Consider the following 18,180-nt stretch of genomic DNA (forward strand, 5'->3'; position numbering starts at 1 on the left):
CGGCGTCTCACTCCTGTTCCGGCGCGGCGGCGTCCTGCAGCGCCGCGGCCAGCACCGCCTCGGCGAAGCCGGCCAGGCGCGGACGGCGGAACAGCAGCGACGGCGCCACCGCGACGTCCAGCTCCTCGCGCAATCGCGCCAGCAGGCGCATGGCCAGCAGCGAGTGGCCGCCGAGTTCGAAGAAGTCGTCGTCGCGGCCGATGCGTTCGGCCGCCAGAAGCTCCTGCCACCACTGCGCGAGCAGGGTTTCCAGTTCGCCTTGCGGCGGCGCGTAATCGCCGCGCGCGAACGCGTCCCCGGCGGGCGCGGGCAGGGCGCGGCGTTCGAGCTTGCCGCCGGCGGTCAGCGGCAGCGCCTGCAGCCGCACGTACGCGGCCGGCAGCATGTAGTCGGGCAGGCGTTCGGCCAGGTGCGCGCGCAGCGCGGCGGCGAAGGATTCCTCGCCGACTTCGCGATCCGCCGCGGCGACGACATAGGCGACCAGGCGCGGCCGGCCGGGTTCGTCCTCGCGCAGCAGCACCGCGGCTTCGCGCACCGCCGGGTGCTCGCGCAGGCGCGCCTGGATCTCGCCGAGTTCGATGCGATAGCCGCGCAGCTTGACCTGACCATCGTCGCGGCCGAGGAACAGCAGTTCGCCGTCTTCGCGATAACGCACCGTGTCGCCGCTGCGGTACATGCGCGCGTCGGGGCGGGGATCGAAGGGGTCGGGAAAATAGCGCTCGGCGTCGAGTTCGGCGCGGCCCAGGTAGCCGCGCGCGACGCCGGCGCCGCCGAGGTAGAGCTCGCCCGGCGCGCCCAGCGGCAGCGGCCGGCGCTGGGCGTCGAGCACGTAGGCGCGGGTGTTGGCGAGCGGGCGCCCGATCGGCGCCGGCGCGTCGCCGGACCAGTGCGGCGGCGGTTCCCAGGCGGTGGCCAGCACCGTGGTCTCGGTCGGGCCGTACACGTGCACGGGGCGTGCGCCGCCGCGCTGCAGCATGCGCAGCAACGTCGGCGGCACCGCTTCGCCGCCGACCAGGAACAGCGGCGGCGTCTGGAAGCGCGGCAAGGCGTCGCGCCCTTGCAGGAACGCCGGCGGCAGGTAGCTCAGGCCGATGCGCTCGCGCGCGATCCACTCCAGGTAGGCGCCGGCGTCGGCGCGTTCGTCGTCGCCGGGAACGCACAGCGCGGCGCCGCGCGACAGGCTCAGGCCGATCTCGATCAGGCTGGCGTCGAAGCCCAGCGAAGCGAACTGGGCGATGCGGCTGTGCGCATCGATGCCGAAGCGCTCGGCCTGGCTGTGGGCGAACTGGACCAACTGGCGATGTTCGACCATCACCCCCTTGGGATCGCCGGTGGAGCCGGAGGTGTAGACGATGTAGGCCAGATGCTGCGGACCGAGATCGGCGCGTTGCGGCGCGGTGTCGGCGCAGCCCTCGACCAGGGCCGGATCGTCGAGCGCGAACAGCGGCCAGTCGCCGTGCGCGCCGGCCGCGGCCAGGGCGCGGCGGCCTTCCTCGTCGGCCAGCGCGCACACCGGCGCGGCGTCGGCGAGCACGCGGGCGAAACGCGCCGAGGCGTGGGCCGGGTCCAGCGGCACGTAGGCGCCGCCGGCCTTGAGCACGGCCAGGATCGCGACGATCGCGCCGGCGCCGCGTTGCGCGCACAGCGCCACGCGCCGGTCGGGGCCGACGCCGGCCGCGATCAGGCGATGGGCGAGGCGGTTGGCGGCGGCGTCGAGCGCGGCGTAGCTCCAGCGCGTGCCGGCGTGTTCGAGCGCGATCGCCTCGGGCGCGTGCTTGGCCTGCCGTTCGAACAGATGATGGAAGCAGGCTTCGCGCGGATAGTCGGCGTCGGTGCGGTTCCAGTCGTGCAGCAGTTGCCGGCGCTCGTCCGCGCCGATCAGCTCGAAGCCGGCGACCGGGCCGGGCGCGTCCTCGGCCAGCGCGCGCAGCGCGGCGAGCAGGTAGCCGCGATGGCGTTCGATCGCCGCCGGCGCGAACAGCGCGGTGGCATAGCGCAAGCCGCCGACCAGGGCGCCGGCGCGTTCGCCCAGTTGCAGTTCCAGGTCGAACTTGGCGCCGCCCAATTCCAGGCCCAATTCCAGGTCCAGCTCCAGCACCTGCGCGTCGATCCCGGGCAGCTCGAAGACGGGTTCGTCCTCGCCCTGCCAGGCCAGCACGGCCTGGAACAGCGGTGTGCGGTCGGCGCGGCGCGGCGGGTTCAATGCTTCGACCACGCGCTCGAACGGCAGCGCGTGGTCCTGCGCGTCGAGCGCGCTGCGGCGCGCGCGCTCGATCAGCTCGTCGGCGTCGGGCTCGCCGGACAGATCGATGCGCAGGGCCAGGGTGTCGACGAAGAAGCCGATCAGCGCCTCGCTGCCGGCCCAGTCGCGTTGCGCGTTGGGCGCGCCGACGACGACCTCGCTTTGTCCGGACAGGCGCGAGAGTACCAGCGCCCACGCGGCGAGCACCAGCGCGAACAGGCTGGTGCCGTGGCGGCGCGCGCGCCGGCGCAACGCCTCGGCCAGCGCCGGTTCGATCCGCAGCGGCAGCAGCGCGCCGTCGAAGCTCTGCAGCGGCGGGCGCGGCTGTCGGGTCGGCAGGTCCAGCAATGCCGGCGCGTCGGCCAGCGCGGTGCGCCAGTGCTGCTGCAGCGCATCCACCGCCTCGCGTTGGTCGAGCCGGCGCTGCTGCCAGGCGGCGTAGTCGGGGAACTGCCACGGCAGCGGCGGCAGCGGATCGGACCGGCCTTGGACGAAGGCGGCGTACAGCGCGCTCAGGTCGCGCGCCAGCGGCCGCAGCGATTCGCCGTCGGCGACGATATGGTGCAGGGTCAGCAGCAGATGGAATTCGTCGTCGCCGCTGCGCGCCAGCAGCGCCCGCGCCGGCGGGCCGCGTTCTAGATCGAAGGCGGTTTCGGCTTCGCGTTGGAGCGCGTCGCGCAATGCCGCGTCGCCGGCGCCGCGCAGGTCGCATTCGCGCAGCGCGAACGCGCTGGTCTCGGGCGCCAGCTGCAGGCGCGGTTCGCCGCCGACGGCGACGAAACGCGAGCGCAGGCTGGCATGGCGCGCCGACAGCGCGTCCAGCGCGGCGCGCAGCGCGGCGAGGTCGAGCGCGCCGCGCAGGCGCAGCGGCAAGGCGATGTGGTACGCGCCGCCGATGCCGTCGAGCTGGCTGAGGAACCACAGCCGGCGCTGATTCGAGGACAGCGTCGCGGCGGCGGCGCCGGCGCCGGGCTGCGGCGGTTCCGCCGCAGCGGCGGCCGCGCCGCGCAGCGCGTCGAGCGCGGCGGCCTGCGCGGCCAGGGTCGGGTGTTGCCAGATCGCGCTGACCGGCAGCTCGACCCGCCATTGTCGGCGCAGCCGGCCGAGCAGGCGCGCGGCGCTCAGCGAATGCCCGCCGAGGGCGAAGAAATCGTCGTCGCGGCCGATGCGTTCGCGGCCGAGCAGTTCCTGCCACAGCCGCGCAAGCTCGGTTTCGCCGCCGGGTCGCGGCGCGCGGTAGTCGCGGCGGCCGTAGGCGTCGTCGTCGGGCGACGGCAGCGCGGCGCGGTCGAGCTTGCCGTGGGCGCTGCGCGGCAGCGCCGCGACCACGACGATCGCGGCCGGGCGCAGCGGCTCGGGCAGGCGTTCGCGCAGGTGTTCGCGCAAAGCGGCGGCGAAGTCGGCGCCGCCGCCGTCGCCGGGCGCGGGCGCGGCGTATGCGACCAGTTCCAGCGCGCCGTCCGCGCCGGCGCGCGCGACCGCCGCGGCTTCGCGCACGCGCGGATGCGCGGCCAGTTGCGCGGCGATCTCGCCGGGTTCGACCCGGAAACCGCGGATCTTGACCTGTTCGTCGTTGCGGCCGAGGAACTCCAACTCGCCGCCGGGCAGGCGGCGGGCGAGGTCGCCGCTGCGGTACATTCGCGCGCCCGGCCGCGGGTCGAAGGGATCGGCGGGGAAGCGCTGCGCGCTGAGTTCGTCCTGGTGCAGATAGCCCAGCGCCGGCGCCGCGCCGCCGATCCACAGTTCGCCGCTGTCGCCGTCGCGCACCGGCCGGCGCTGCGGATCGAGCAGGTACAGCCGCACGCCGGCGACGGCGCGGCCGATCGGCACGTGCGCGGGCGCGTCGGCGACCGACTGCGCGCCGCCGGGGCCGAGCACGTGCGCGCTGACCACATGGGTCTCGGTCGGACCGTAGTGGTTGTGCAGGCGGGTCGCCGGCAGGCGCGCGAACATCGCGCGGATGGCCGGGGTCAGGCGCAGTTGCTCGCCGGCGACGATCACCTCGGCGAGGTGTTCGCGCAGGCCGGCGACGGTGGCGTCGTCGGCGTCGGCCAACGCATCGGCCAGCGCGCTCAGCGCCAGGTAGGGCAGGTGCAGGCGCTGGATCCTGCGTTCGTACAGGGCGCGCGCGAGCGCGGCGAAGTCGTGGCGCAGTCCGGATTCGGCGACGACCAGGGTCGCGCCGTCGCACAGCGCGCCGAAGATTTCCTGGAACGAGACGTCGAAACCGAGCGCGGCGAACTGCAAGGTGCGCAGGCCCGCGCCGAACTGGCCGCGCTGCCAGCGCAGCAGGTTCAGCAGCGGCGCGTGCGCCATCGCCACGCCCTTGGGGCGGCCGGTCGAGCCGGAGGTGTAGATCACGTAGGCCGGGCGTTGCGGGTCGTCGCTGTGCGCGCAGCCGGCGTCGTGTTCGGCCACGGCGGGTGTCGGATCGGGCGCCGGTTCGGCCCAGTCGTCCACGGCGATCCAGGACCGATCGTCGCCGTCGCGCGCATCGTCCAGGCCCAGCGCGCGCCGTCCGGCTGCGTCGTACAGGCGCGCAGCGGGCGCGGCATCGTCCAGCAGCAGGTGCAGCCGTGCGCGCGGATAGTCGGGGTCCAGCGGCAGGTAGGCGGCGCCGGCCTTGAGCGTGGCCAGCATCGCCACCGCCGGAGCGAATCCGCGTTCGGCGCAGATCGCGACGCGGTCGCCGGCGACGACGCCGAGCGCGCGCAAGCGCCGCGCCAGCCGCTCGGCGCAGGCGTCGAGCGCGGCGTAGCTCAGCGTGCGTCCGGCATGTTCCAGTGCCGGCGCATGCGGTGTGCGTTGGGCCTGGCGTTCGAACAGCGCGTGCACGCTGCCGCGCTCGGCGGGGTCTTCGTGGCCGGCGTCCGCGGGCGCCGGAATCGGGTGGTTCGTACGGATCTCGTCCATGGTCTCGTCGCGATGGTGGGGGAATCGGTGGGGGACCCGGCGCCTCAGCCGCGATGGCGGTACAGCCAGCGCGCGCAGCGGCGCAGGTGTTCGCGGTCCAGCGGCGGGCTGGCGGCCGGGTCGAGCAGTTCGGTCATGGCGTTGCCGACGACGGTGTCGCCGTGATCCTCGTCGTCGTCGCCCGGCGCCAGTTCGGCCGGCAGGATCGAGGCGACCGCGGCGGTGGCCGGGTCGGCCGCGCAATCGCGCAACCACTGCGCGTACGGGCGGCGGGCGGCGGCCATGCCGGGTTGTTCGAGCACGCAGTCGATCCAGTCGGCGAGGCGGTAACCGTGCGCGTCGGCGAGGTTGAGGCTGCGTCCGGCGCTGTCGCCGCGCAGCGACAGTTCGACGATCGCCGCGGCCATGCGGTCCACCGCCAGCGAGTTCATGCGCAGGTCGATGTCCGGCGCGGCGCCGAGCCGGTAGCAGGCTTGCACGAACAGGCTCCAGGCGTCGCTGGCGTTGCAGGCGCCGCTGTCGGCCGCGCCGGCGATATGGGTGGGACGGTAGACGGTGAACGGCAGGCCGCGTTCGCCGCCGGCGCGCAGCAAGCGTTCGGCGACCCACTTGCTGCGCGCGTAGCCCGAGCCGAGCGCGCGCCAGCAGCGCGCCAGCGCTTCTTCGTCCTCGGCGGGCTCGCCGAGCGCGCGCACTTGCGCCGGCGCGGGCAGGGTGCTCAGGGTCGAGACGTAGTGCACGTGCTTGCGCCGCGCGTTCGATGCCAGACGCATGACTTCGCGGGTGCCGCCGACGTTGGCCGGCTTGAGCGCGACGTAACCGTGCAGCGAGTTGACCCAGGCGCCGTTGTGGTAGATCGCGTCGATGCGTTCGGCCAAGTCGGCGAAGTCGCGCGCGTCCAGGCCGAGCCGCGGCTCGGCCAGATCGCCCGGCACGATCGCCACGCGCGCCGGATCGCTGGCGCGCAAGCCGAGCGCGGCCAGGGCGGCGTCGAGCCGGCGCCGGCCGTCGGCGGCGTCGGCGCAGCGCACCAGGCAATGCACCCGCGCCTGGGTGCGTTGCAGCAGCGCCTGCAGCAGGAACGCGCCGAGGAAGCCGGTGGCGCCGGTCAGCAGCAGTTCGCGGTACTGCGCCGGCGGCGTCGCCGCGGCGAGCCCGGCGCCGTCGATGCCCGGCTCCAGTCGCGCTTCGGCGTCCAGATCGAGCGCAGCGTCGGACCCTCCGCGCGTCTGCGCGCCGCTCGCCAGCAACGCGGCCATCTCGTCCAGACGCGGATGCGCGAACAACTCGCGCACCGGCACCCGCACGCCGAAGGCCTCGTCCAGCCGCGCGGCCAGTTGCACCGCGCGCAGCGAGTGCCCGCCGAGTTCGAAGAAATCGTCGTGGCGGCCGATCCGCTGCACGTCCAGCAATTCGCGCCACAGTTCGGCCAGGCGCGATTCTTCGCCGGGCCGCGGCGGATGGTAGGCGGCGCGGGCGAAGTGGTCGCCGCCGGGCGCGGGCAGCGCGCGCCGGTCGAGCTTGCCGTGCGCGGTCAGCGGCAGCGCGTGCACGCGCACGAACGCGGCCGGACGCATGTAGTCGGGCAGGCGTTCGCTCAAGTACGCGCGCAGCGATGCGGCCAGGGCTTCATCGCCGGTTTCCGCGCGATCCGGATCGGCGACCACGTAGGCCGCCAGATAAGGTTCGCCGGCGCGGTCCTCGCGCGCGATCACCGCGCATTCGCGCACCGCCGGATGCGCATCGAGGTGGGCCTGGATTTCCGCCGGCTCGATGCGGAAGCCGCGCAGCTTGATCTGCTCGTCGTTGCGGCCGAGGAACAGCAGCTCGCCGTCGGGCAGGTAACGGGCGAGATCGCCGCTGCGGTACATGCGCGCGCCCGGCCGCGGGTCGAAGGGATCGGCGAGGAAGCGTTCGGCGGTGAGGTCGGGGCGGCCGAAGTAGCCGCGGGCGACCCCGGCGCCGCCGATGTACAACTCGCCGACCGCGCCGGTCGGCACCGGTTGCCGCTGCGCATCGAGCAGGTACAGGCGCACGTTCGGCAGCGGCCGGCCGATCGGCACCGGCGCATCGGCGGCTTCGGCCTGCGGCGCCTGCGCGCGCGGCGCGGTCCAGGCGCTGGCGCAGACGGTGATCTCGGTGGGGCCGTAGGCGTTGATCACGCGCGCATGCCGCGACAGCTCGCGCACCAAGGCCGGGCTCGGCGCTTCGCCGCCGAGCAGGAACGTCGGGCGGTGCGCGAACGGCGCGATCGCGTGGCCTTGCAGCAACGCCGGCGGCAGGGTCGCGTGGGTGATGCGGCGGCGGCGGACGAAGTCCAGCAGCGCCGGCGCGCTTTCGCGATCGGCCGGATCGGGCAGGTACAGCGCGCCGCCGAGTCCGAACGCCATCAGCAGGTCGAACACGCTGGCGTCGAAGCCGATCGAGGCGAACTGCAGCACCCGGCTGCGCCGGCCGGTGCGCAGGCGCCGCGCCTGCGCCGCGGCCAGGTGCATCGCGTTGCGGTGTTCGACCATCACGCCCTTGGGCGCGCCGGTCGAGCCGGAGGTGTAGATGAGATAGGCCAGGTCCGACGCCGCGCGCCCGGGGACCTGCGGCGGCTGGGTCGGGCCCTGCGACCACAGGGTTGCGTCGTCGAGGTCCAACTGCGGCAATACGCTGTCGCGCGACGGGTCGCCGCGTTCGGCGGCGGCGTCCGCAATCGCCGACGGGCGCGCGCAAGCCGCCAGCGCGGCGTGGCCGGCGGCGTCGCACAGCGCCAGCGCCGGCGCGGCGTCGGCGAGGATGCGCGCGAGCCGGGCCGAGGGATAGGCCGGATCGAACGGCACGTAGGCCGCGCCGGCCTTGAGGATCGCGAGGATCCCGACGATCAGGCCGAAGCCGCGTTGCGCGCCCAGCGCGACCCGGTCGCCGCGGACCACGCCGCGCGCGACCAGACGGTGGGCGAGGCGATCGGCGCGGCGGTCGAGTTCGGCATAGCTCAGCCGCGCCTCGCCGTGGACCACCGCGTCGGCTTGCGGCGTGCGCCGCGCCTGGCGGGCGAAGGCCTGGTCGAGCAGACCGTCGCGGTCGAACGCCATCTCGGTGCGGTTGCGCGCGTTTACCAGCGCCTCGCGTTCGCGCGACGGCAGCAGCGGCCAGTGCGCGACCGGATCGGGGCGTTGCGCGGCGAGCGCGGTCAGCGCCGCCAGCAGGTAATCGCGATGGCGCTCGACGCTGGCCGGGTCGAACAGCGCGCAGGCGTAGTTGAGGCCGCCTTCGACGCCGCCGTCGCGCTCGCCCAGCACCAGTTCCAGGTCGAACTTGGCCCAGTGCAGGCGCAGCGGTTCGGCGCCGGCCTCCACGCCGGGCAGGCGCGGCAACGCGTCCTCGTCGCTCTGCCAGGCGAACATCGCCTGGAACACCGGCGTGCGGTCGAGCCGGCGCGGCAATTGCAGCGCGTCGACCACTTGCTCGAACGGCAGGTCCTGGTGCGCCTGCGCGTCGAGCGTGGCCTTGCGCGCGCGCGCCAGCAGCGCGGCCGGGCCGGGCGCGCCGGACAGGTCGATGCGCAGCGCCAGGGTGTTGACGAAGAAGCCGATCAGCGGCTCGGTTTCGTGGCGGTTGCGGCCGGCGGTGGCCGCTCCGATCACCACGTCGTCCTGGCCCGACAGCCGCGCCAGCACCGCGCTCCACGCCGCCAGCACGGTCATGAACACGGTCGCGCCGTGGCGTTGGGCGACGCGCTTGAGCGCGGTGGTCAGCGCCGCGTCCAGGCGCAGCGGCACGAACCCGGCGGCGAAGGATTGCTGCGGCGGGCGCGGCCGGTCCAGCGGCAGTTCCAGCAGCGCCGGCGCGCCGGCCAGCGCGCCGCGCCAGTAGTCGGCCTGCGCGCGCAGGCGCCCGGGCGCGAACCGGCGGCGTTGCCAGATCGCGTAGTCGGGGTACTGCACCGGCAGCGGCGGCAGCGGATCGGCGCGGCCGGCGGCGAAGGCGGCGTAGAGCGCGCTCAACTCGTCCATCAGCACGCCCAGCGACCAGCCGTCGGCGACGATGTGGTGCACCACCAGCAACAGCACGTGGGTGTCTCGGTCCAGGCGCGACAGGCGCGCGCGCAGCAGCGGCCCGTGGGCGAGGTCGAACGGCGCGTCGACGTCCTCGTCCATGTGTTCGCGCAGACGCGCCTGAGCGTCGCCGCCGCGCAGGTCGCGCTGCACCCAGTCGACGCCGCCGCGCGGATCGAGCAGGCGCGCGTGGGCGATGCCGCCGCGCTCGGGAAACACGCTGCGCAGGCCTTCGTGGCGGGCGAAGATCCGGTCCAGGGCGCGGCGCAGCGCGGCGGTATCGAGCGCGCCGCGCAGGCGCAGCGCCAGCGGGATGTGGTAGGTGGCGCTGGCGCCGTGGAAGCGCGAGAGGAACCACAACCGTTGCTGCGCCAGCGACAGCGGCAGTTCGCCGTCGCCGTCGTTTTCGCCGCGCGGCAGGATCGGCTCGGACGGCGCGCCCGGTACGTCGTCGTCGCCTTGCGCCGCCTGTGCCAGGCGCGCGTCGATGGCCGCGGCCAGATCGGCCAGGCGCGGGCGCGCGAACAGTTCGGCCAGCGGCAGCTCGATCGCGAAGGCCCGGCCGATCCGGCTCAGCAGCCGCACCGCGATCAGCGAATGGCCGCCGAGTTCGAAGAAGTGGTCGCCGCGGCCGACCCGGTCCAGCCCGAGCAGTTCCTGCCACAGCTTCGCCAGCGCGGTTTCGCTGGCGCCGCGCGGCGCCTCGAACGCGGCGTGGGCGAACGCGGCCGCGTCCGGCGCCGGCAGAGCGCGCGCGTCGAGTTTGCCGTTGGGCGTGACCGGCAGCGCGGGCACGGCGACGAAGGCCGAAGGCAGCATGTAGTCGGGCAGGCGCGCGGCCAGGTGTGCGCGCAGCGCGGCGGCCCAGTCGCGGCCGCGGCCGTCGTCGCCGGGGTGGATGTCGCCGCCGGCGGGCACCGCATAGGCCACCAGCGCGGCCTGGCCGTCGGGACGTTCGCGCGCGAGCACCGCGCACTCGCGCACCTGCGCGTGTTCGGCCAGACGCGCCTCGATTTCGCCCGGCTCGATGCGGAAGCCGCGGATCTTGACCTGCTGGTCGTTGCGGCCGAGGAATTCCAGCCGCCCGTCGGCGCGGAAGCGGGCGAGGTCGCCGGTGCGGTACATGCGCGCGACCGCGCCGGCCGACGGCTCGGCGAGCGGATCGGCGAGCGGTTCGGCGAACGGGTCGGCGAGAAAACGCTCGGATTCGAGTTCGCGCCGGTGCAGGTAGCCGCGCGCCACGCATGCGCCGGCCAGGTACAGCTCGCCGGCGGCGCCGCGCGGCACCGGCTGGCCGTGGCGGTCGAGCAGGTAGACGCGGCTGCCCGAGACCGGCCGTCCGATCGGCGCATGGTCGGGTTCGGCGTCGAGGTCGGGACCCAGCGCGCAAGCGACCGCGACGTGGGTTTCGGTCGGGCCGTAATGATTGTGCAGCCGGCAATCCGGCAACTGCCGCAGCAGCCAGCGCAGTTGCGGAGTCAGGCGCAACTGCTCGCCGGCGACGACGATCTCGCGCAGGTGCGCGCGCAGCGCGTCCAGCGCCGCGTCGCCGCCGTCCTCGACGGCTTCGGCCAGTCCCTGCGCGGCGATGTAGGGCAGGTGCAGGCGGTCGATGCGCTGCGCGCGCAACAGCGCCGGCAGCGCGGCGAGGTCCAGGCGCTGGTCGGCGTCGAGCAGCACCAGCGCGGCGCCGCCGCACAGCGCGCCGAAGATCTCCTGGAACGCCACGTCGAAGCCGAGCGCGGCGAACTGCAGCACGCGTCGCGCCGGCGCCAGCGCGCTGCGTTGCCAGTGCAGCAACTGCGCCAGCGGCGCGTGCGGCATCGCCACGCCCTTGGGCGCGCCGGTCGAGCCGGAGGTGTAGATCACGTAGGCGAGGTGTTGCGGGTCGGGTTCGGCCTGCGGCGCGAGTTCGGCCGGTTCCCGGTCGTGGCCGTCGAGCGCGTCCGCCAACGCCGCGTCGAGGTCCAGCGCCGGCGTCGCGTTCGCCGGCGTCGCGGCCAGCGCTTCGCGTCCCGCGGCGTCGGCCAGCACCGCCACCGGCGCGGCGTCGGCGAGCACCTGGGCCAGGCGTTCGCGCGGATGATCGAGGTCCAGCGGCACGTAAGCGGCGCCGGCCTTGAGCGCGGCCAGCGCGCCGACCACGACGCCGAAACCACGGCGCGCGCACAGCCCGACGCGCTGGTCGGGACCGGCGCCGAGCGCGCGCAGCCGCCGCGCCAGGCGTTCGGCGCGCGCGTCGAGTTCGGCGTAGTCCATGCGTCGCCCGGCATGGATCAGCGCGGTCGCCTGCGGGGTCGCGCGGGCCTGGCGTTCGAACAGGCGATGCACGCATTCGGGCGGCCGGGGCTGCGCCTCGGGTTCGCCGCGGCCGAGCTGTTCGAGCAGGTGCGCGCGTTCGTCCGCGCCGATCAGGTCGATGCGCGCGACCGGTTGCCGCGGCCGCGCGCAGAACGCGTCCAGCGCCGCGCGCAGATAGCGCAACTGGCGCTCGACGGTGGCCGCGTCGAACAGTTCGCTGGCATAGCCGAGTTCGCCGACCAGTTCGCCGTCCTGCTCGCGCAGGTGCAGTTCCAGCTCGAAGCGCACCGCCGCGAACGGCTGGCTCGCGCGCACGTGCAGGCCGGGCAGGTCGAAACGTCCGGTCTCGTTGCTCTGCCAGGCCAGCAGCGCCTGGAACAACGGCGTGCGGTCGATGCGGCGCTCGGGCTGGGCGATTTCGACCACTTGCTCGAACGGCAGGTCCTGGTTGGCCTGGGCGCCGAGCGCGGCGGCGCGCACGCGCTGCAGCAGTTGGGCGACGTCGGCTTCGCCGCCGACATCGACGCGCAGCGCCAGGGTGTTGACGAAGAAACCCAGCAGCGGTTCGATCTCGGCGCGTTCGCGATTGGCCGAGGGCGTGCCGATGACTACTTCGTCCTGCCCGGACAGCCGCGCCAGCACCAGCGACCAGGCCGCGGCCACGGCCATGAACAGGCTGCAGCCGTGGGCGCGGCACAGCGCCTGCAAGCGCGCGACGCGTTCGGCGTCGATGCGCAACGGCAGGCTGCCGGCGGCTTGCGGCGGCCGCGGCGGACGCGGCCGGTCGGTCGGCAGCGCCAGCAGCGCCGGTGCGCCGGCGAGCGCATCGCGCCAGTAATCGGCCTGCGGCGCCAGCCGCTCGCCGTGCAGCCAGCGCTGTTCCCACGCGGCGTAGTCGGGATATTGCACGCGCAGCGGCGGCAGCGGGTCGGGCGCGCCGGCGCGGTGCGCGGCGTAGAGCGCGCCGAGTTCGCGGCCGAGCAGATGCAGCGACCAGCCGTCGCAGACGATGTGGTGCTGCACCAGCATCAGCGTATGCGCGCGTTCGCCGGTGCGGATCAGGCGCGCGCGGATCAGCGGCCCGGCGGCCAGGTCGAACGGCGTGCGCGCGTCGAGGCCGCACAGCTCGTGCAAGCGCTGCGCCGCGTCGGCCTCGCCGCGCAAGTCGTGCTCAGCCAGGGCCGGCCCCGGCTGCGCCGGCAGCAAGCGCGCCTGCGCTTCGCCGTCGACGGATGCGAACACCGTGCGCAGCGCCTGATGGCGCGCGAACAAGGCGTCGAGGCTGCGGCGCAGCGCGGCGACGTCGAGTTCGCCGTCCAGGTCCAGGCGCAGCGGCATGTTGTAGCGGACCTGATCGGGTTCGAGCTGGTGCAGGAACCACAGCCGCCGTTGCGCGTGGGAGACCGCGGGCGCGGCGTCGGCCGGCGCAGGTTCGATCGGCGGCAGCGCGTCCGCCGGCGCCTGCGCACGCAAGCCGGCGAACGCGGCGGCGAACGCCGCCAGGGTCGGATGATCGAACAGCGCCGCCATCGGCAGCTCCACGCCATGGCGTTCGCGCACGCGCACGCGCAGCCGCGCGGCGGTCAGCGAGTGGCCGCCGAGGGCGAAGAAATCGTCGTCGCGGCCGATCCGTTCCAGGCCGAGCAACTCGCTCCACAGCCGCGCCAGCGCGCGCTCGTCCTCGCCTTGCGGCGGCCGGTACTGCGCGCGCGCGCGGTCGGCCTCGCCCGGCGCGGGCAACGCGGCGCGGTCGAGCTTGCCGTTGCCGGTCAGCGGCAGCGCCGGCAGCGCGACGAAGGCGGCCGGCAGCATGTAGTCGGGCAGGCGCGCGGCGAGGAACGCGCGCAACGCGGCCGGCGCGGCGTCGCCGGTGTAGTAACCGACCAACTGCGTTTCGCCCGGCGCGTCCTCGCGCGCCAGCACGGCGCACTCGCGCACCTGCGGATGCTCGCCCAGGCGCGCCTGGATCTCGCCCGGTTCGATGCGGTAGCCGCGCAGCTTGAGCTGGTGATCGTTGCGGCCCAGGAACAGCAGCGAGCCGTCGTCGAGCTCGCGCGCGAGATCGCCGCTGCGGTACATGCGCGCGCCGCGCCCGACGGCGAAAGGATCGGCGAGGAAGCGTTCGGCGCTGAGTTCGGGGCGGCCGAGATAACCGCGCGCGACGCCGTCGCCGCCGATGTGGATCTCGCCGGTTTCGCCGCGCGCGACCGGACGGCCGTCGGCATCGAGCAGGTACACGCGGGCGCCGGCGAGCGCGCGGCCGATCGGCACCGGTGCGGATTCGCCGGCATCGGCCTGCGGCGCGATCCATTGGGTCGCGCAGACGGTGATCTCGGTCGGGCCGTAGGCGTTGATCACGGTCGCCTGCCCGGCGAGTTCGCGCACCAGCGCCGGACTCGGCGCTTCGCCGCCGAGCATCAGCACCGGCCGATGCGCGAAGCGCAGCGCGCGGCCCTGCAGGAACGCCGGCGGCAGCAGCGCATGGGTCAGCCGCTCGCGTTCGAACCACTCGTTGAAGGCTTCGGCGCTGGCGCGCTGCGCCGGTGTGGCGAGGTGCAGTTCGGCGCCGTTGGCCAGGGCCATGACCAGTTCCAGCACGCTGGCGTCGAAGCCGGGCGAGGCGAACTGGGCGATGCGGCTGTGCGCGTCCACGCCGAAGCGGGCGGTCTCGGTCGCGGCGAGATAGAGCAGGTTGCGGTGTTCGACCATCACGCCCTTGGGCGCGCCGGTCGAGCCGGAGGTGTAGATGACGTAGGCCAGATGGTGCGGGCGCAGCGCGGCGATGCGCGGATTGCGCGCCGCCCAGGCGGGTTCGTCGTCGTCGCCGGCGGCGGAGCAAACGGAGTCGGCCAGTGGATCGAAGCAGCGCATGCGCGCCAGCGCCGCCTCGCCGAGCGCGCGGCGGCCGCTGTCGTCGCACAGCGCCAGGGTCGGCGCGGCGTCGGCCAGCATCGAGGCCAGCCGCGCGGACGCGTGGGCGGGGTCGAACGGCAGGTAGGCGGCGCCGGCCTTGAGCGCGGCCAGCGCGGCCACCGGCAGGGCGAAGCCGCGTTGTGCGCAGAACGCGACGAGCCGGTCGGGGCCGGCGCCGGCGTCGATCAGGCGCTGCGCGAGCCGGTTGGCGCGCGCGTTGAGTTCGGCGTAGCGCATGCGTTGGCCGTCGTGGACCAGGGCGACGGCCTCGGGCCGGCGCGCGGCCTGGCGTTCGAACAGGCGGTGCAGGCCGACCGCATCGTCGTGGCCGGGATCGCGGCGCGCGGCGGCGCTGGAAAGCGGATCGTGGAGAGAAGGCATGAACGCAGAGGACTCCGGGATCATCGACGGGCGGGGGCGCGCGCCGGCGTCCGCGTCGCGGGGCGACGGACAGCACGCAACGTCGCCGCGGGCGACTCGTGAACGGGAAGCGGAAGCGACGCGATGGCGGCGCGCTGGCGAATAGGGCTGGGGCTCGGCTTGGGCGGCGCGATCGCCGCGGAACCAACGGGCATCCGTTCGCGTTGAAACGAACGTGACCGGTGCCCGTTTTCACGATGGCCGGCGACGTTCGGCGCGCGCCTCGCACGGGCCGCGCCGGCGCAGTCTGGCAACGAATGCGCGGGTTCCGAAGTGATGGTTGTCATGGCCGCCGAGCTTGACGGGCGCGCGTCCCATGGCCTGAGAACGCGGCAGACGCGCGCGCTTGCATCGGCGCGCGGCGCGGGCGAAGGTCGCGTCTGCGACTGAACAGGACTTCGCCGATGAACGACGCCAATCCCGCCGCCGACGACGCACCGGTGTTCACGGTGTTGCCGCTAGGCAACGAACGGGTGTTGCTGTGTCCGGCCGACGGCGCGCCGATCGCCGACGCGCGCGCGGCGACCGACCTGATCGGCGAAGCCTCGTTCGCCGGCGCGACGGTGCTGGCGATCGCGGCGCAGCGGCTGGACGCGTCGTTCTTCCGCCTCGCCAGCGGCCTGGCCGGTGAGATCGCGCAGAAGGCGGCGAACTATCGCCTGCGCCTGGCGGTGGTCGGCGACATCCAGGCGCAGTTGCAACGCAGTTCGGCCTTGCGCGACTGGGTGCGCGAATGCGGCGAAGGGCGCACGGTGTTGTTCGTCGCCGACCTCGACGAACTGGCGCGACGGCTCGGCTCGGGCTGAAACCGCGCGCGGATCGCCGGGCGCCGGCCCGGCGGCCGGCGCTCATCGATGCAGCGGCGTTCGACGCGGCATCGTCCGACTTGGGCTTGGCCGATTCGGGCTTGGCCGATTCGGTATCGCCCGACTGAGCGCGGGCGCGACGATCGCGGCGCGGGTCAGCGCGGCGAGAACAGCGCGTTGAGTTCGGAGTAGGGCAGGGCCTGCGCCGACAGCGGGCGCGAGTCGCCGTCGCGCAGGAAGTCCGCGGCCAGCGCGCGCACCCGCGCATGCGCCGATTGGGCGAGGTCGGAGCCGGCGCTGAGCCGGCGCACGCCCCATTCGCGCAACTGCGATGCCGGCGGCAGCGCGGCGCGCGCGAGCAGGTTCAGCGGCAGGCCGGCGCCGGCGGCGATCGCGCGCACCTGGGTTTCGTCGGTCAGTCCGGGCACGAACAGGCCGTCGGCGCCGGCCTCGCGGTAGCGCGCCGCGCGCGCCAAGGTTTCGTCCACGCGCTGCGCTTCGGGGACCAGGCCGCGCAGGTAGACGTCGGTGCGCGCATTGACGAACAGCGCCACGCCCAGCGTCGCGGTCGCCCGCCGGATCCGCTCGATCTTGGCGCACAGCAGCTCCGGCGCGCCGCCGCCGTCTTCGATGTTGATGCCGACCGCGCCGACCTCGACCAGGCCGGCGACGTGGTCGGCGACGGTGTCGGGATCGTCGGAGTAGCCGCCTTCCACGTCCACGCTCAGCGGCACCCGCACTGCGCGGACGATGTCGGCGACGGTGGCGACCAGGCGCGGCACCGGCAGATGGTCGCCGTCGGCGAAACCGTGCGCCCAGGCCACGCCGGCGCTGGTGGTGGCGACGGCGGGCGCGCCCAGGCTTTCGATCAGGCGCGCGCTGCCGGCGTCCCAGGCGTTGGCGAGCAGCAGCGGGCCCGGACGCTGCGGGTCGTCGTAGTGGAGGCGGCGGAAGCGCTCGGCGCGTTCGCTTTGCGGGGTCATGGCGGTGTCTGCGCGGTGGGGAAGGCGCCCAGCATGGCATGCGCTGCGCGCGCCGACCGGCCGTTTTCGGACACTGTCGGCGGCCGCCCGCGGCGATGGCGGGAGCGGTTTTTTTCGCCATTTGCGCCGCTTGTCCGTTCAGCGTCGCGCCGCTGGGATACCATTGCCGCGCGCTCGCACTGGCAACTCAGCCTGGGGATTCGCAAGTTGTGACCCAGTTCATCGGTTGCCGGCGCCGCTATCGCGGACATGCGCCTTTTCGGCGCGCGCGGGGCCCGGCCCGGTGCGATTGCCGGACACCGGCGTTGAGCCCATGGATCGCATCGCCTTGCGCGGTGCCCGGGGCGCCGCGTAGCCTCGCCAGCGTAGGCTTTGTGAAGAAAGCAGTTCTGGGGACGGTATGACCATCCGTGTATTCATCGTGGACGACCATGCGCTGGTGCGTACGGGCATGCGCATGATCCTCTCGGCGGAGACGGATATCGAAGTGCTCGGCGACGTGGAAAGCGGCGAGGAAGCCTTGCCGCAGATCCGCAAGCTCAAGCCCGACGTGGTGCTGTGCGACCTGCACCTGCCCGGCGTGAGCGGGCTGGAGGTCACCGAGCGCATCGTCAAGGGCGACCATGGCACCCGCGTCATCATCGTCTCGGTGCTCGAAGACGGGCCGATGCCCAAGCGCCTGCTCGAGGCCGGCGCCTCGGGCTACGTGGGCAAGGGCGGCGACGCCAGCGAACTGCTGCGCGCGATCCGCGACGTGGCGCGCGGCAAGCGCTACCTCGCCAGCAACATCGCCCAACACCTGGCGTTGTCCACCCTCGACGGCGGCGCTTCGCCGTTCGACGAACTCTCGCCGCGCGAACTGGAGATCGCCTTGCTGCTGGTGCAGGGGTTCCGCCAGGAAGAGATCGCCAAGCGCCTGAGCCTGAGCGCGAAGACCGTCAACACCCACAAGACCCGCTTGTTCGAGAAACTGACGATCACCGACACCATCGCCCTGGCGCGGCTGGCGGCGCAGTACGGCCTGGCCGATCCGGCGCATTCGCTGTAAGGCGGGGCGGCCGCGGGCTCCGGCCCGGTTAGTCGAAGCGACCTGCCGCAAGCGGGTAGGACATCGAATCGAGCGAAGGGCTCCGGCGCACGCCGGGGCCTTTTTGTTCTTGTGGGAGGGCCTTTAGGCCCGACGCCTTTCGATCCGGTCGCGGCGGACTGAAACAAGAGCGTCGGGCCTGAAGGCCCTCCCACGAGTGCCTCAGTCTGGCCGTTCTGGAACGGGCGGTGGGGAACCGGGTCGATCGGCGAATTCGCCTCGATTGCGGATGAAGTCTGGACCTCGGACCGGCCAACGCGAGCCTCGAAGGTTCCGCCGCAGGCCCGAGTGCTTTGCTGTCGTGGGAGGGCCTTCAGGCCCGACGCTTTCCGGTCCGGTCGCGGTGAGCTGGAGCAAAAGCATCGGGCCTGAAGGCCCTCCCACCCACACCTGGACGGTTCGCGGATCGGGCGGCGCGCAATAAAAAACCGGCCGCGAGAGCGGCCGGTTTTTCGTTGCCGGAGGGGGCGGC

7 protein-coding genes and 1 pseudogene are annotated in these 18,180 nt (G+C 74.1%); 3 read left to right on the forward strand and 5 right to left on the reverse strand.

Annotated features, from left to right (window positions below; genetic code table 11):
- Positions 1-7: 7 nt before the first annotated feature.
- The gene (locus tag JHW41_RS10735) at positions 8-5,155 is read right to left on the reverse strand and encodes a non-ribosomal peptide synthetase (protein ID WP_250449888.1); all 5,148 of its coding nucleotides are present in this window, start codon (positions 5,153-5,155) and stop codon (positions 8-10) included.
- 44 nt (positions 5,156-5,199) lie between these two features.
- Complete coding sequence (locus JHW41_RS10740; protein WP_250449889.1) at positions 5,200-14,793, reverse strand: non-ribosomal peptide synthetase; 9,594 nt, start codon at positions 14,791-14,793, stop codon at positions 5,200-5,202.
- Between the two features lie 443 nt (positions 14,794-15,236).
- Here JHW41_RS10740 and JHW41_RS10745 point away from each other — a divergent pair, with 443 nt between their 5' ends.
- Positions 15,237-15,638, forward strand: a complete 402-nt coding sequence (locus JHW41_RS10745) for a DUF4180 domain-containing protein (protein WP_250449890.1) — start codon at positions 15,237-15,239, stop codon at positions 15,636-15,638.
- A gap of 155 nt (positions 15,639-15,793) precedes the next feature.
- On the opposite strand, the gene JHW41_RS10750 is transcribed toward JHW41_RS10745, so the two are convergent.
- Complete coding sequence (locus tag JHW41_RS10750) at positions 15,794-16,621, reverse strand: isocitrate lyase/PEP mutase family protein (protein ID WP_250449891.1); 828 nt, start codon at positions 16,619-16,621, stop codon at positions 15,794-15,796.
- Between the two features lie 400 nt (positions 16,622-17,021).
- Here JHW41_RS10750 and JHW41_RS10755 point away from each other — a divergent pair, with 400 nt between their 5' ends.
- Entirely contained in the window at positions 17,022-17,669 is a 648-nt protein-coding gene (locus tag JHW41_RS10755; protein WP_057947935.1) for a response regulator, read from the forward strand.
- A gap of 140 nt (positions 17,670-17,809) precedes the next feature.
- Here the strand turns inward: JHW41_RS10755 and JHW41_RS26840 are convergent.
- Positions 17,810-17,863, reverse strand: a pseudogene (locus tag JHW41_RS26840) (DUF6053 domain-containing protein); the annotation flags it as partial.
- A gap of 7 nt (positions 17,864-17,870) precedes the next feature.
- Positions 17,871-18,071 carry a DUF6053 domain-containing protein gene (locus JHW41_RS26845; RefSeq protein ID WP_428995500.1) on the reverse strand — a complete coding sequence of 67 codons (201 nt, stop codon included), beginning with the start codon at positions 18,069-18,071 and terminating at the stop codon, positions 17,871-17,873.
- Between JHW41_RS26845 and JHW41_RS26850 the strand changes: the two genes are divergently transcribed.
- Positions 18,052-18,132, forward strand: a complete 81-nt coding sequence (locus JHW41_RS26850; RefSeq protein ID WP_428995535.1) for a DUF6053 domain-containing protein — start codon at positions 18,052-18,054, stop codon at positions 18,130-18,132. The two genes, JHW41_RS26845 and JHW41_RS26850, sit on opposite strands and share 20 nt — an antisense overlap.
- Positions 18,133-18,180 lie beyond the last annotated feature (48 nt).

This window comes from Lysobacter enzymogenes, assembly GCF_023617245.1.
Taxonomy (GTDB): Bacteria; Pseudomonadota; Gammaproteobacteria; order Xanthomonadales; family Xanthomonadaceae; genus Lysobacter; species Lysobacter yananisis.